At 70.8% G+C, this 13,484-nt stretch carries 15 protein-coding genes and 1 riboswitch; of the genes, 7 read left to right on the forward strand and 8 right to left on the reverse strand.

Features of this window, described 5'->3' with window-relative positions:
* Positions 1–53: 53 nt before the first annotated feature.
* Positions 54–611 (reverse strand): TetR/AcrR family transcriptional regulator, encoded by a 558-nt coding sequence (locus tag AB0C84_RS02550; RefSeq protein ID WP_179844860.1) that lies wholly within the window; start codon positions 609–611, stop codon positions 54–56.
* A gap of 63 nt (positions 612–674) precedes the next feature.
* Here AB0C84_RS02550 and AB0C84_RS02555 point away from each other — a divergent pair, with 63 nt between their 5' ends.
* Positions 675–1,070 (forward strand): nuclear transport factor 2 family protein, encoded by a 396-nt coding sequence (locus tag AB0C84_RS02555; RefSeq protein ID WP_361060399.1) that lies wholly within the window; start codon positions 675–677, stop codon positions 1,068–1,070.
* A gap of 16 nt (positions 1,071–1,086) precedes the next feature.
* On the opposite strand, the gene AB0C84_RS02560 is transcribed toward AB0C84_RS02555, so the two are convergent.
* Positions 1,087–1,539 carry a GNAT family N-acetyltransferase gene (locus AB0C84_RS02560; protein WP_361060807.1) on the reverse strand — a complete coding sequence of 151 codons (453 nt, stop codon included), beginning with the start codon at positions 1,537–1,539 and terminating at the stop codon, positions 1,087–1,089.
* Positions 1,540–1,703: 164 nt separating this feature from the next.
* Between AB0C84_RS02560 and AB0C84_RS02565 the strand changes: the two genes are divergently transcribed.
* From AB0C84_RS02565 to AB0C84_RS02575, 3 genes are all read left to right on the forward strand, one after another.
* Positions 1,704–2,033 carry a WhiB family transcriptional regulator gene (locus AB0C84_RS02565; RefSeq protein ID WP_361060809.1) on the forward strand — a complete coding sequence of 110 codons (330 nt, stop codon included), beginning with the start codon at positions 1,704–1,706 and terminating at the stop codon, positions 2,031–2,033.
* A gap of 107 nt (positions 2,034–2,140) precedes the next feature.
* Complete coding sequence (locus AB0C84_RS02570) at positions 2,141–2,758, forward strand: rhomboid family intramembrane serine protease (protein WP_361060401.1); 618 nt, start codon at positions 2,141–2,143, stop codon at positions 2,756–2,758.
* Positions 2,759–2,901: 143 nt separating this feature from the next.
* Positions 2,902–3,366: a hypothetical protein gene (locus tag AB0C84_RS02575; protein WP_361060403.1), complete on the forward strand. Its 465-nt coding sequence runs from the start codon at positions 2,902–2,904 to the stop codon at positions 3,364–3,366.
* An 84-nt stretch (positions 3,367–3,450) separates the two neighbouring features.
* On the opposite strand, the gene AB0C84_RS02580 is transcribed toward AB0C84_RS02575, so the two are convergent.
* The 5 genes from AB0C84_RS02580 to AB0C84_RS02600 all read right to left on the reverse strand — a co-directional run bounded on the left by AB0C84_RS02580 (position 3,451) and on the right by AB0C84_RS02600 (position 8,568).
* Positions 3,451–4,206, reverse strand: a complete 756-nt coding sequence (locus AB0C84_RS02580; RefSeq protein WP_361060405.1) for an SDR family oxidoreductase — start codon at positions 4,204–4,206, stop codon at positions 3,451–3,453.
* A 74-nt stretch (positions 4,207–4,280) separates the two neighbouring features.
* Positions 4,281–5,738 carry a hypothetical protein gene (locus tag AB0C84_RS02585; RefSeq protein ID WP_361060407.1) on the reverse strand — a complete coding sequence of 486 codons (1,458 nt, stop codon included), beginning with the start codon at positions 5,736–5,738 and terminating at the stop codon, positions 4,281–4,283.
* 84 nt (positions 5,739–5,822) lie between these two features.
* Positions 5,823–6,608: a sporulation protein gene (locus AB0C84_RS02590; RefSeq protein ID WP_258944913.1), complete on the reverse strand. Its 786-nt coding sequence runs from the start codon at positions 6,606–6,608 to the stop codon at positions 5,823–5,825.
* Between the two features lie 142 nt (positions 6,609–6,750).
* The gene (locus AB0C84_RS02595) at positions 6,751–7,074 is read right to left on the reverse strand and encodes a multidrug efflux SMR transporter (RefSeq protein WP_179844853.1); all 324 of its coding nucleotides are present in this window, start codon (positions 7,072–7,074) and stop codon (positions 6,751–6,753) included.
* 33 nt (positions 7,075–7,107) lie between these two features.
* Positions 7,108–7,170, reverse strand: a riboswitch (guanidine-III (ykkC-III) riboswitch).
* Positions 7,171–7,230: 60 nt separating this feature from the next.
* Positions 7,231–8,568, reverse strand: coding sequence for a UDP-glucose/GDP-mannose dehydrogenase family protein (locus AB0C84_RS02600; protein WP_339156173.1), 1,338 nt, complete (start codon positions 8,566–8,568; stop codon positions 7,231–7,233).
* A 267-nt stretch (positions 8,569–8,835) separates the two neighbouring features.
* On the opposite strand from AB0C84_RS02600, the gene AB0C84_RS02605 reads away from it, so the two are divergent.
* Together AB0C84_RS02605 and AB0C84_RS02610 are read left to right on the forward strand one after the other, a co-directional pair.
* The gene (locus AB0C84_RS02605; protein WP_361060410.1) at positions 8,836–10,671 is read left to right on the forward strand and encodes an acyl-CoA dehydrogenase; all 1,836 of its coding nucleotides are present in this window, start codon (positions 8,836–8,838) and stop codon (positions 10,669–10,671) included.
* Between the two features lie 164 nt (positions 10,672–10,835).
* Entirely contained in the window at positions 10,836–11,402 is a 567-nt protein-coding gene (locus AB0C84_RS02610; RefSeq protein WP_361060412.1) for a dihydrofolate reductase family protein, read from the forward strand.
* A 91-nt stretch (positions 11,403–11,493) separates the two neighbouring features.
* Here AB0C84_RS02610 and AB0C84_RS02615 read toward each other — a convergent pair whose 3' ends face one another.
* The gene (locus tag AB0C84_RS02615) at positions 11,494–12,225 is read right to left on the reverse strand and encodes an alpha/beta hydrolase (RefSeq protein ID WP_361060414.1); all 732 of its coding nucleotides are present in this window, start codon (positions 12,223–12,225) and stop codon (positions 11,494–11,496) included.
* Between the two features lie 370 nt (positions 12,226–12,595).
* Here AB0C84_RS02615 and vph point away from each other — a divergent pair, with 370 nt between their 5' ends.
* Positions 12,596–13,459, forward strand: a complete 864-nt coding sequence (gene vph / locus AB0C84_RS02620; protein WP_361060416.1) for a viomycin phosphotransferase — start codon at positions 12,596–12,598, stop codon at positions 13,457–13,459.
* Positions 13,460–13,484: the final 25 nt, after the last annotated feature.

A 13,484-nucleotide genomic window follows, 5' to 3' on the forward strand; every position in this document is an offset into this window, starting at 1 on the left:
CAGGTGACCAGCATTTCACGCCAAGGTGAACACCGACAGAAGTCTTTCCGGCCCTACGGGGCCAGGACGGCGCGGCAGGCCGTGACGATCAGCTCGTCCACCTCCGGCGGCGGGGGCCGGCGGTCGAGCAGGTGGCGGCGGACGGCGCCGTAGGGGACGTCCACGGTGGCGAAGACCACGCGGTCGCGGTCGGTGCCGCCGGCCCGCGCGAACGCGCTCAGCGCGTCCGCGGCCCGCGCGTTCAGGGCTTCGAGCGGGGCGGCGAGTTCGGCGGGCCAGGCGGCGGCGAGGTCGCGGCGGCGGTGCAGGAGCAGCACGGCGGCCTCGGCGGGGTGCCCGCGGCACCAGCGGGGCGTGTGCAGGGCGGCCGCCTCGGCGTCGCCCGCGTCCAGGGCCGCGACGAAGCCGTCCTGGAAGCGGCGGACGCAGCGGGTCCACAGGGTGGCGAGCAGCAGGTCGCGCGACCCGAAGCGGTGGTACAGCGAGCCGGACGGGGCGCCGAGGCGCTCGGCGATGGCGGCGATGGTCGCGGCGGCGGGCCCGCCCTCGGCCGTCACCGCCAGCGCCGCGTCGAGGATCCGGTCCTCGCCGAACTTGGCCGGTCTACCCACGCGCGCCCTCCGATGATAGTAGTGAGATGATTCTAGAACACATCCTCTAAAAAGGGAGCGGCCATGACGGCGTCCGAGATCGTCCGGGGTTTCTACACCGCCGCCCAGGCGGCCGACGCGGCGGCGATCCTCGCGCTCCTGCACCCGGAGTTCGAGGCGCGCACGGCGCCCGGGCTGCCGTGCGGCGCGGGCGGCGCCTTCCGCGGCCCCGAGGAGACCCTCGCTCGGGTGTGGGGCGCGGTCTTCGCCGAGTTCGACACGGCTCCCTACGCCGAGACCTGGCATGAGACCGCCGACGGCCTTGTGGTGGTGACCGGACGCTACCGGGGGACCGCCAGGGCCACCGGCCGCTCGTACGAGGCGGAGTTCGCGCATCTCTGGCGTGTCACCGAGGGCCGGATCTCCTGGCTGCACCAGTACACCGACACGGCCCGGTGGCGGGACGCCCTCGTACCGTGAACCGGAGCGGCGGGGCTCAGGTGAGGTGGTACTTCATCCCCATGTGGGACGGGCGGAAGCCGATCTTCTGGTAGAAGCGGATCGCGTCGGGACGCTGGCGGTCGGTGGTGAGCTGGACGACGCGGCAGCCGCGGGCACGGGCCCGGTCGATGGCCCAGGTGATCAGGAGCTGGCCGAGCCCGGCGCCGCGCTGCTCGGCGGCGACGCGGACGCCCTCGATCTGGGCGCGCTCGCCGCCGGTGTAGGTGAGGCCGGGGATGAAGGTGAGCTGGAGCGTGCCGGCGACCGCGCCGGCGACCTCGGCGACGACCAGGCTGTTGTTGGGGTCCTTCTCGATCGCGGCGAACGCTCGGAAGTAGGCCTCCGGTATCTCCTCACCCGGTGTTTCGCGGGTGGATCCCAGGGGATCGTCGGCGAGTAGCCGGACGATCTCAGGGAGATCGTCGACCGTCGCCTCGCGGAAGGTCACTTCTTGATCACTCTGCACACCTCCCAGGTTATCGGGGCGCTAAGTTGCAGCGTTCGCCCATGTCTTGTAGTACTACGTTGTGTAGTACTACGCTGAGTGGAGACCCCCCGGCTCGGACGGTGGTCTCACCGCGCAGGGAGAAGTCAATGCACAACACCGGCTCCATGCACAACACCGAGAACGAGGAACACTGGACCGACCACGCCATCTGCCGTGGCGCGGATCCCGACCTGTTCTTCCCGATCGGCTACGCCGCGCCCGTGCTCCAGGCACAGGAGGACGCGGCCAAGGAGATCTGTTCCCACTGCCCCGTGCGGGCCGACTGCCTCGCGTGGGCGCTGCGGGTGGGGGAGCCCGACGGCATCTGGGGCGGGACGACCCCCGAGGAGCGGCGCTACCTGCGCCGGACGGCCGACGCCCCGGCGCGGCGGCCGCTGCCGGTGATCGTGGTGCGCGGCGACGCCTCCGAGTCGGAGCACGCGTCCGCCGCCTAGAGGCCGCCTAGAGGCTTCTGGAGGCCCCACCGAAAAGGCCACCGGCACCATCCGGCCGTCCCGTGCGTTGGGGGAGTCAGGGACGCACAGACTTTACGGTGGCTGACATGAGCTTTACCCCCGACCGGCAACGTTCCGAGGGCCTGGCGAAGCACGGCGTCCGCGCCCTGGCGTCGGCGGTGCTGATCCTCACGGTGACCGCCGCGATGTGGGTGCTCGAAGCGGTCGACTACACGATGAACGGCTGGCTCGACCGGTTCGGGATCCAGCCCCGCGACGTGGACGACCTGCCCGACATCTTCACCGCGCCGTTCATGCACGCCGGCTTCGGGCACCTGACGGCCAACACGGTCCCGTTCCTCGTCCTCGGGTTCGTCGCGGCGGCGCGGGGCATCGCCAGGTTCCTCGCCGCCAGCCTGATCATCATCGTGGTCGGCGGGCTCGGGGTGTGGTTCCTCAGCTCCGCCAACACCCTCGGGTCCAGCATCCTGATCTTCGGTTTCTTCGGCTACCTGGTGGGTCGCGGGATCTTCGAGCGGCGGCTGCCCGACATCGCCATCGCGGTCGCCGTCGTCGCCGTCTACGGGACGATGCTGCTCGGCGTCCTCCCGAGCGACCCGAGGATCTCCTGGCAGGGCCACCTGTTCGGGCTGCTCGGCGGCCTCCTCGCCGCGTGGTTCCTGCGCCGCGGCAAGATCGAGGCGCCTCGGGGAACGTCCGACTAAATACCCTTTTGTGGTGAATGGAGCGCCATTCTGGCGACTCCATTGTTTTGTCGTCTCCAAGGCTCTTCTTGATCTTCGTCGGGTATCGGTCACTCCGAGGTGGGCGACCCGCCCACCTGGAGAAACGAGCGGGGGAGACAAGGATGAGCGTGCGCAGAACGATGGCCGTGGCCGCCGCGGGGGCGGCGGCGGGGGCGTTCGTCATGATCGGGGCGGGGACCGCGGAGGCGCAGACGGACACCCAGCTCTGCGAGTACCTGGTCACGGCGCCGCACGGGCTCAACGTCCACGAGCTGCCGAACGTGCACTCGAAGATCGTGGGCGTCCTGAAGTACCACCAGAAGCCGTGGGCCGACTGCAAGAAGACGGGGTACACCGAGATCCGCGGCAACGTCCCGGTCCAGCTCCGTCACGGGTTCATCGACGTCAAGTATCTGCACAAGATCCGTGTGATTCCCACCGGCGGCGTGGAGACGGGAGCGGGCGGCACCTCGGCCGGCGCCTCCGCCGGCACGGACTCCGCGCTCGCCGCGGCGGGTCTGGCCACCGTCCTCGCGGGCGGCGGGATCGCGCTCGCGGCACGGCGACGGGCGACCGCCCCCGCCTGATCGGCGGGGCGGTGGCGGGTGACGACGACGGCCCGCCGTCGCGGTGAAGGGCGGCCGCGTCGCCGTGGCACGGCGACGCGGCCGTCAGCGCCCCGGATTCGGCCGGACGGTGACGTCCGAGACGACCGCGTCCCGCGGCGTCTCCAGCGCGGCGACCAGCACGCGCGCGACCGTGGCGGGGGCGGCGAAGTCGTCCTCGGCGTAGGCGTGCCCCTCCTGGGCGCGCACGCTGCGCTGCATCTCCGTGGCCGTCCGGCCCGGGTAGACGGTCGTGACGCGCAGGGACGGCTCCTCCGCGCGCAGCGAGTCGGCCAGCGCGCGCAGGCCGAACTTGCTCGCCGCGTACGCCGACCACTCGGGGTTGGCGCGCAGCCCGGCGGTGGAGTTGACGAACACCACGTGCCCCTGGGCGGCGCGCAGCGCGGGCAGCAGCAGCCGCGTCAGCTCCGCCGCCGACACCAGGTTGACCGACAGGTGCTCCATCCACTCGTCGGCCTCGGTGTCGGCGACCGTCCCCAGATGCACCATGCCCGCCGCGTGGACGACGCCGTCCAGCCGGGCGGGGATCCCCGCCGCCGCGAGCCGGGCCTCGATGCGGCGCGGCTCGGTCAGGTCGAGCTGGATCGTGCCGATGGCCGCGGCGCGCGCCGGCGAGGCGACCGCCCCCGGGTTGATGACCTGCGTGGCCGCGTGCGCGCCCCCGCGCAGCGTCGCGGCGAGCTTGTCGAGGCGCTCGGCGGAGCGGCCGGTGAGAAGGAGGTCGTGCCCGCGCTCGCGCAGCAGGTCCGCCACCGCCGTGCCGATGCCGCCCGTCGCGCCCGTGATCAGATACGTGCCCATGGCGCCCCATTCTCGTTGATCCCCTACCCCGGATGGACGCCCAGGGCGCCCCGCCGGTTCGGGCCGGCCGCGCCTCAGTTCGGGCGCAGCACCCGCGTCGCGCCGGCGATCAGCGCCGTCACCAGCACCCACCCCGTCGAGACCAGCCCGTACGCCACCCAGCGCGACCAGTTCACCGCGTCGTAGGACAGCTGCTGCCCGAAAGTGTCGAGCGGGATCAGCAGGTCCAGCGTGTAGATCAGCGCGTGGAAGGAGGGCAGTTCGTCCGGCGGCTTGACCGCGCGGGGATGCTCGATCGAGAACACCGTCGTCCCGACGGCCAGCAGCGCGGCGAACCACGCGAACGCCAGCCAGGGCCGGTAGCCGAACCCCACCGTCCAGTCGAGCACGTGGTTCCACGCCCCGGGGACCGGGTGCAGCCCGCGGCGGCGCGCCCGCAGCTTGGCGAGCTGGACCTTCCGTGCCAGGTCGTCGTGGCCGATGCTGTGGTACCAGCCGGCGAGCTGCTCGTACGGCTGGAGGTGGAACTCCGGGTCCCGCGACACCCAGCTGAGCCGGTCCTTGAACTCGGCGCCGCGCAGCGTCTGGTACGTCATGCCGTTCAGGTACAGCTCGTCCGGCCAGATGTCCGGATGGTCCATGACCAGGTCGATCCTGGAGTACGACAGCGACACCCGGCCCTTGATCCGCTCCTCCGGCCACAGCAGCAGCTCGTCGACCTGCATGTGGCTGGCGTGCAGGGCCATCCGGGCCGGGTCGCAGGAGTCGAGGCGGCTCCGGAGGAACGACAGGATGCCGTTGACGCGGGCGCTGCGCAGGCGGATGGTGCCGAACGTGCTGAACCCGTGGCTCAGCTCGGCGGTGTCCTCGACGACGATGTTCTGCGCGTCCAGGGCGATGCGGCCCGGGTTGCTGAGCGTGCTGCGCTCCATGAACAGCCCGCCGTTCATCCGCGCGCCCACGAACCGCACCCCGCCGGTGATCTCGGCGTCCCGGATGAACGCCCCGGCGTCCACGATGAGGGCGCCGCCCGAGACCGCCCACTTCTCCGGCGCGGACGCGGTGACCCGCGTCCCGTTCATCCGCAGGCCGCCGAGGATCTGCGCCCGCGGCAGCCGGACCTCCCCCTCGATCTCGGAGCCGGACAGGCTGAGGAAGCCGTCCACGCGCAGGCCGCCGCCGTCGAAGCCGGGCATCCGGCAGCCGGAGAACCGGAGCTGGCGCGTCTCGGCGTTGGCGAGCACCGGCTCCTCGACGAGCCGGCAGTCCTCCAGCAGCAGCTCGGCCTCGACGCGGCCGCCCGCGACGTCCAGCCGTCCGGTGACGTAGGCGCCGCGGAGCCGGACGGCCGCGACCGCGCCGGGACGCGGCGCGCACTCGCCGAGCAGCAGCCTGGTGATGATCTCGGCGCGGACGATGCGGTCGGGTAGGGGGCCGGCCGGGCGGTCGTCGCCGAGGACGACCGCCGAACCGGTGGGGAACGCCGTCCACAGGCGCCGTTCCGCGTGGCTCAGTCCGGGGGGCAGGGGCACGGGACCTCTTTCTACGCGGAGATCCCCTCCGCGATCAACATCGCGGAGGGGATCCCGTGAACGGCTGGACGGCTGGACGCCCGGTCAGAAGAAGCCCCGGCGGCGCCCGGCCTCCTGCATGAAGCCGTCGAGCTGCTGCTCCCAGTTGGTGTGCTCGACCGACGCGTAGTCGACCGTGAACCGGCTGAACGCGTCATGCCCCTCGGTGAACACCCCGCCGCGCTTGTCGAGCTCCAGCACGACCTCCATCGACTGCGGGTAGGACACGAACGTCACTTCGAGCTGCTTGATGCCGCGCGCGTACTGCCCCGGCGGGTAGAACTCGATCTCCTGGTAGAAGGGCAGCTCCTGGTGGACGCCCCAGATGCGGCCCTTCTCGCAGTCGGCGTTGCGGAACTGGAAGCCGAGGTTGGAGAACGCCGCGAGGATGCGCTCCTGGGCGGGCAGCGGGTGGACGGCGATCGGGTCGAGATCGCCCGGGTCGAGCGCGCCCGCGACCTCCAGCTCCGTCGCGATCCCGACCGTCGTGCCGTGCAGCGGCCGCCCGTACATGTGGGTGAGCGGCGCTTCCCACGGGATCGGGAACTGGAACGGGATGCTGTGCCGCGCGCCCTCCTGCAGGCTGAACCCGCCCGCGACCGGCATCTTGGCGTACTCCAGGTTGGAGGTGTACTCGTTGTCGCCCGACTCGACCTCGACCTTGGTGCGCAGGGCGAGGTTCACCGCCTTGATGTCGGAGTTGTGCTGCCCTCCGATGATGGCGATCTCGCCGGTGACGACGCCGCCGGGCGTCGTGTTCGGGTCGTGCAGAACCGTCTCGATCGAGGGGCCGCCGATGCCCATCGCCTGACGCAGCTTCTTGAAGACCAAGGTCCGTCCTCCCGTGTTCGAGCGACTCCCCGCGCTCTCGTCCCATAGACGCTGTTACGGGAGATTACGTTCCGGAGAACTCGGCTGACCTGCGGAGGCGGTGGCCGCTCCTGGCCGTTCGCGCTGCTCGCCGCACCGCGGGTCAGTGGCCGCCTCCGGCGAGGTTCAGCCCCACGACCCCGAGGACGATGAACGCGAGCGCGACGACCCGGGTCACGGAGACCTCGTCGCCCATGAAGAGCATGCCGAGGACCGCCGTCCCGACGGCTCCGATGCCGACCCACACGGCGTAGGCGGTGCCGACCTCCAGGTGCTTGAGGGCGACGGTGAGCAGCCCGAAGGACGCTACGGCGAACACGAGGAACCCCGCCGACTCCAGCGGCTGGGTGAAGCCCTTACTGGCCTTCAGGCACAGGGCCATGGCGACCTCGAAGAGGCCGGCGACGATGACGAGGATCCAGGCCATGACGGCACTCCCGGATGACGAGACGACTACTGTCACGCGCCGTCTTCGCGTTCCGGGTACGGCGCACCTCGTCCGGGAGAGACCATCGCCCGAGCTGGGCGCGGCCCTCATCTTCGCCAACGGCCCCGAAACGCGGGTTGTTCCCCATGCACGCGTTCAGGACCGGCCCAGGGCGCGGTACTCCCAGCCCGCGGCGCGCCAGCGGGCGGCGTCGAGGGCATGGCGCCCGTCCACGACCCGTTTGTGCCGGACGACCCCGGCCAGCGCCTCCGGCTCGACCTCCCGGAAGTCCGACCACTCGGTCAGCAGGACGACCACGTCCGCGTCGCGTGCCACGTCGAACGCGCTCTCGCCGTAGGTCAGCTCGGGGAAGGCGCGGCGGGCGTTGCCGAGGGCGACGGGGTCGTAGACGCGCACGTCCCCGCCGAGGCCGTGGATGGTGCGCGCCACGTCCAGCGCGGGCGCGTCCCGGATGTCGTCGGAGTTGGGCTTGAACGCGGCGCCCCACGCGGCGACGCGCTTCCCGGCGAGGTCGCCGCCTAGCAGGTCCCGGACGAGGTCGACGGTGCGGGCCCTGCGCCGCCGGTTGATGTCGTCCACCTCGCGCAGGAACGACACGGCCTGGCCGACGCCGATCTCCTCGGCGCGGTGCGCGAACGCCCGGATGTCCTTGGGCAGGCAGCCCCCGCCGAACCCGAGGCCCGGCCGCAGGAACTTGCCGCCGATGCGGTCGTCCAGCGCCAGCGAGTCGGCGAGGTCCTTGACGTCGGCGCCGACCGCCTCGCAGACCTCGGCCATCGCGTTGATGTAGGAGATCTTCGTGGCGAGGAAGGAGTTCGCCGCCACCTTGACCAGCTCGGCGGTCGCGAGGTCCGTGCGGATCACTGGGGTGCCGAGGTCGAGGACGGGCCTGAACGCGGCCCGCAGCCGCTCGTGCGCCCAGTCGGACGCGACGCCGAACACCAGCCGGTCGGGACGCAGCGTGTCGTCCACGGCGAAGCCCTCGCGGAGGAACTCCGGGTTCCAGGCCAGCTCGACGTCCGTCCCGGCGGGCGCCAGCTCCTGCACGAGGCCGGTGAGGCGCGCGGCCGTCCCGACCGGCACGGTGGACTTGCCGACGACCAGGGCCCTGCGGCGCAGGTGCGGCGCCAGGGAGCGGACGGCGGCGTCGACGTAGGTCAGGTCGGCGGCGTCCGAACCGGCCTGCTGGGGCGTTCCCACGCACACGAAGTGGACGTCACCGAACTCCCCGGCCTCCGCGAAGGAGGTGGTGAACCGGAGCCGGCCCGAGTCGAGGGCCTTGGTGAGCAGCTCCGGCAGCCCGGGTTCGAAGATCGGGACCTCGCCCGACGCCAGCTGTTCGATCTTGTGGCGGTCGACGTCCACGCCGAGGACCTCGTACCCCAGCACGGCCATGCAGATCGCGTGCGTGGCGCCGAGGTAGCCGGTCCCGATGACGGTCAGCCTCGGGGCGGCCTCCTCCTCCTGCCTCATTGCGCACCTCCTCGTGCACCGTGGGTGAATTCGCGCCCGCCTGATCTTGCCACCCCCGCCGTGCGGGGCGAAGGAGGGTGCCACTCGGGGGGCCTTCGTGACTCGGGTCACGCGCTGGGGGAGGGCGTGGTATCGATGTGGCCTGTCTCCCGGAAACCGCCCGATCGGGGTGGTTGTCAGTGGTTACCAGCGGGTAGCATGATGACGAGTTACCGACCAGTACGCAGCGGGGCCGCCGGTCGCCGCCGGAACCAGACGGAGTCTCGAATGGGGCACTACAAGAGCAACCTCCGGGACCTGGAGTTCAACCTCTTCGAGGTGTTCAGGCGCCAGGACCTCCTCGGCAGCGGCCCGTACGCCGAACTGGACGAGGACACCGTGCGCAGCATCCTCGACGAGGTGAACCGGCTGGCCGAGGGCCCGCTCGCCGCCTCCTTCGAGGACGCGGACCGCAACCCGCCGGTGTTCGACCCCGCCGCGGGCACCGTCACGATGCCGGAGGGCTTCAAGAAGTCGTTCAAGGCGTGGATGGACTCCGAGTGGTACCGCCTCGACCTCGCCCCCGAGTTCGGCGGCAGCGGCGCCCCGCGCTCGCTGACGTGGGCCGTGGCCGAGCAGGTGCTGGGCGCCAACCCGGCCGTCTACATGTTCGCCTCCGGCCCCGGCTTCGCGCAGATCCTGTGGCACATCGGCACGCCCGAGCAGAAGAAGTTCGCCGAGCTCGCCCTGGAGCGGCAGTGGGGCGCCACGATGGTGCTGACCGAGCCGGACGCCGGCTCCGACGTCGGCGCCGGGCGCGCCAAGGCCGTCCAGCAGCCGGACGGCACCTGGCACATCGAGGGCGTCAAGCGCTTCATCACCTCGGCCGAGCACGACATGTCCGAGAACATCTTCCACCTGGTGCTGGCCCGCCCCGAGGGCGCCGGCCCCGGCACCAAGGGCCTGTCGATGTTCCTCGTCCCCAAGTACCTCGTGGACGTGGAGACCGGTGAGCTCGGCGAGCGCAACGGCGCCTACGTGACCAACGTCGAGAAGAAGATGGGCCTCAAGGTCTCCACGACCTGCGAGCTCACCTTCGGCGAGAAGCACCCGGCGATCGGCTACCTGGTCGGCGACGTCCACCAGGGCATCCGGCAGATGTTCCTCGTCATCGAGTACGCCCGGATGATGGTCGGCACCAAGGCCATCGCCACCCTGTCGACGGGCTACCTCAACGCGCTGGAGTACGCGAAGGAGCGCGTCCAGGGTGCGGACATGACGCAGATGACCGACAAGACCGCTCCGCGGGTGACGATCACCCACCACCCGGACGTCCGGCGCAGCCTCATGACGCAGAAGGCCTACGCCGAGGGCATGCGCGCCCTCGTGCTGCTCACCGCGTCCTACCAGGACGCCGTGCAGCTCGCCGAGTTCGAGGGCCGCAGGGACGAGACCGCCGAGAAGATCAACGATCTGCTGCTGCCGATCGTGAAGGGCTTCGGCTCCGAGCGGGCGTACGCGCTGCTCGGCGCGGAGTCGCTGCAGACGCTCGGCGGGTCGGGCTTCCTGCAGGAGTACCCGATCGAGCAGTACATCCGCGACTCCAAGATCGACACCCTGTACGAGGGCACCACCGCGATCCAGGGCCAGGACCTGTTCTTCCGCAAGATCCTGCGGGACAACGGTGAGGCGCTGAAGGTGCTCGTCGGGGAGATCCGGGCGTTCGCCGGCTCCGAGGCCGGCAACGGCCGCCTCAAGAACGAGCGCGCCCTGCTCGGCCGGGCCCTCGACGACGTTCAGGGCATCCTCGACCCGATGGTCGGCTGGGCGCTCGGCTCGATGGAGAACCCGAAGGAGCTCTACCGGATCGGGCTCAACTCCTCGCGCCTGCTGGTCGCCCTCGGCGACCTGATCGTCGGCTGGCTCCTGTGCCGCCAGGCCGAGGTCGCCCTGAACGCGCTCGGCGGCGGCGACGTCTCCGACTCCGACCAGGCGTTCTACACCGGCAAGGTCGCGGCCGCGCAGTTCTTCTGCCAGACCGTCCTGCCCCGCCTGGCCTCGGACCGCGCCATCACCGAGTCCACCACCCTGGACGTGATGGACCTCCCCGAAGATTCTTTCTAGCGCCCGCCCGAGAGGCCCTGCCCGCCAGGTCAGGGCCTCTTCGCGCAGCCGCCGCCGAAAAATTCGGCGGACGTGCCGCGGGGATGTCGAGAACGTGGTGCCGGCTCCGTCCCAGGGTCACGAGCGGTCGCGAAGCGGCCGCGTGACGAAGGAGAACCGGCGCGATGCGAAAGCTCAAAGTTCAGCAGTGGGTGACCGTCGACAACATCGTCGCGGAGGAGGACGGCGGGCTCGGCTTCGTGTCGGCCGAGCCCTTCTCCGAGGCCTCCGACAAAGCCTTCGAGGCAAGCATCATGGGGTTCATCGACTCGGTCGACACGATGATCCTCGGCGCGAACACCTACAACCAGACCAAGGACTACTGGCCGCACGCCGAGGAGCAGGGCGAGTACGGCGAGAAGCTCAACAACCTCACCAAGTTCGTCGCCTCGTCGACGCTGGATGACGCCCCCTGGGGCGACTTCCCCGCCGCGACCGTGATGCGCGACCCGATCGCCACGATCCGGGAGCTCAAGCAGCAGAGCGGCAAGGACCTCTGGCTGTGGGGGAGCCTGAAACTCATGCGCTCCCTGATGGCCGCCGGCGTCGTCGACGAGGTCCGGATGCTCGTCTGCCCGGCGTCACGCGGCAAGGGGACGCGCCTTTTCGAGGATCGGCAGGACCTGAAGCTGGTCGAGGCCACCGCGTTCGACGACGGCGTGGCCCTTCTGCGCTACGAGATCAAGAAATAGGGAGGCCAGGGCGCCGCCCCGACCGGGCGATACCGGCGACGGCCGGTACCGCCGCGATCGGGGCGGCTGTGCGTTGGGGGCGGGCCGGCGGCTACTTCAGATGCCTGGTGAAAAACTGAGCCGCGGCGTCTCCCGCGTAATGCGGGACGCCAGTGTGCCCGCCCATGTTGGCGTTCAGCATCTTCTCCTTGGAGCCGAAGGCGTCGAACAGGTCCAGGGCCGCCTGCCGGTCGTTCCCTTCGTCGTCCCATTGCAGCAGGACGTGCAGCGGGATGGTGACCTGGCGGGCCTCCTCGATGATGGAGCGGGGCACGAAACTCCCGGCGAACAGACCGGCGGCCGCTATGCGCGGCTCGACCACCGCCAGCCGGACGCCGATGGAGATCACTCCCCCCGAGTACCCGACCGGGCCGCTGATCTCGGGCAGCGACAGGAGGGCGTCCAGAGTGGCCTGGCATTCGGGGACCGCCTGGTCGACCAGCGGAAGGATGAGCCGGTCCACGATGTCGTCGCCGACCGGCTCGCCGGCCTCCAGCGCCCGGCGCACGTCGGCGCGGGCCTGGTCCACGGCCTCGGAACCGGGCCGGTCACCGCTCCACGGGAGCTCGATGGTGGCCGCGGCGAAGCCCTCCGCCACGCTGTGCCGTGCCCGGCCAACCAGACGGGGGTACATCCTGCGCATCCCGCCGGGGTGGCCCATCAGGATCAACGGGACCGGCGCGGCCGCGGACTCCGGCGTCCACAGGATGCCGGGGATGTCGCCGAGGGTGAATTCGCGTTCGAGGACGCCGTCGTCAAGGCGCTGCTCGGAGGTGAATTGCATGGTCGTGCCTTTCGGGAGTGCTCGTGAACGGCGCTCCCGGACGACCTACCGCCCGACCGTGACCCCAGAGGGGAGCACCCATGTCGATACTGAGTTCACGGGTACCACCTCCTCGCCCTCTGGCACGGCCTCCAGAAAAGTAGCAGCGGCCACCGCACCCCGCCAACGGCTTTTACGGAGCCCAACGCCCACGGACCCAAGTGAGCCGCAAGCCCCTCCTGACCCCACATCGACGCCCGGCTGCTGCTCGCTCGCCTAGGTTCTATATGGAATCCCACCGGCCTCCTCGGAGGTCGCTTGTCCGATCGCCGGGCCGCAGCCACCCCCACAGGCCCTGCACGCCTATCTGAGGGACCCAGAGGTCACACTCGTGAACATCCGCACGACGCATCGCACTCTCCTCAGTCGTCTGCTGCCCGCAGACGAAGTGGACGATCTCGCAGTACGTCAGGGGCAATTCCACATGGTGGTCATCGCCTCGGACCGTGTCGTGTGCTTGCCCCGCACCCCGGCAGCGGCCGCCCGGCTGCCCGAGCGGGCGGCCGCACTACACGCACTCGCCGGGCTTGACCTCGGCTTCCGCACACCTGAGCCGCTGCTCCAGGGCGGTGCGCACGGCACCGGCGAGGCACCGTTCCTGGTGCTTGGCCGCATTCCGGGGGAACCGCTGGACGCCGAGGCGCTCAACGACGCTCAAGTGGCCGACACCGTGGCAGCGCAATGCGCCACGCTGCTGTCCAGACTGGCCCGTGCCGGTATCGACGAAAAGGCACGAGCAGTTCTCCCCCACGCGACAGAGGACCGGTGGCGGCAGTTCGCGGAGAGCGTGCGCGCTGAGCTTTTCCAGCTCATGTCCGACAGCGGACGCCTACGGGCCGAGCGGGAACTCGCAGCACTCGACGGCCTCCCCCACGTCACCCGAGCAGTGGTGCATGGCGACCTCGGCGCCGAAAACGTCCTGTGGGAGTGGAAACACGGCCTGCCGCGCCTCGCCGGAGTACTCGACTGGGACGACGTCGCCCTCAGCGACCCGGCCGAAGACCTCGCTGCCATCGGCGCCAGCTACGGCCATGAGTTCCTGGAACGGGTACTCGCCTTGGGCAACTGGTCGGACACCGGACTCCTTGCCCGCATCACCGCGATCCGCAACACATTCGCCCTGCAGCAAGCTCTCTACGCAATCCGCGACGGCGACGAAGAAGAACTAGCGGACGGCCTGGCCACCTACCGCTGAGCCGCACCGACCCGCCGGACCCACA

The organism is Actinomadura sp. NPDC048955, from assembly GCF_040649435.1.
Taxonomy (GTDB): Bacteria; Actinomycetota; Actinomycetes; order Streptosporangiales; family Streptosporangiaceae; genus Spirillospora; species Spirillospora luteofluorescens.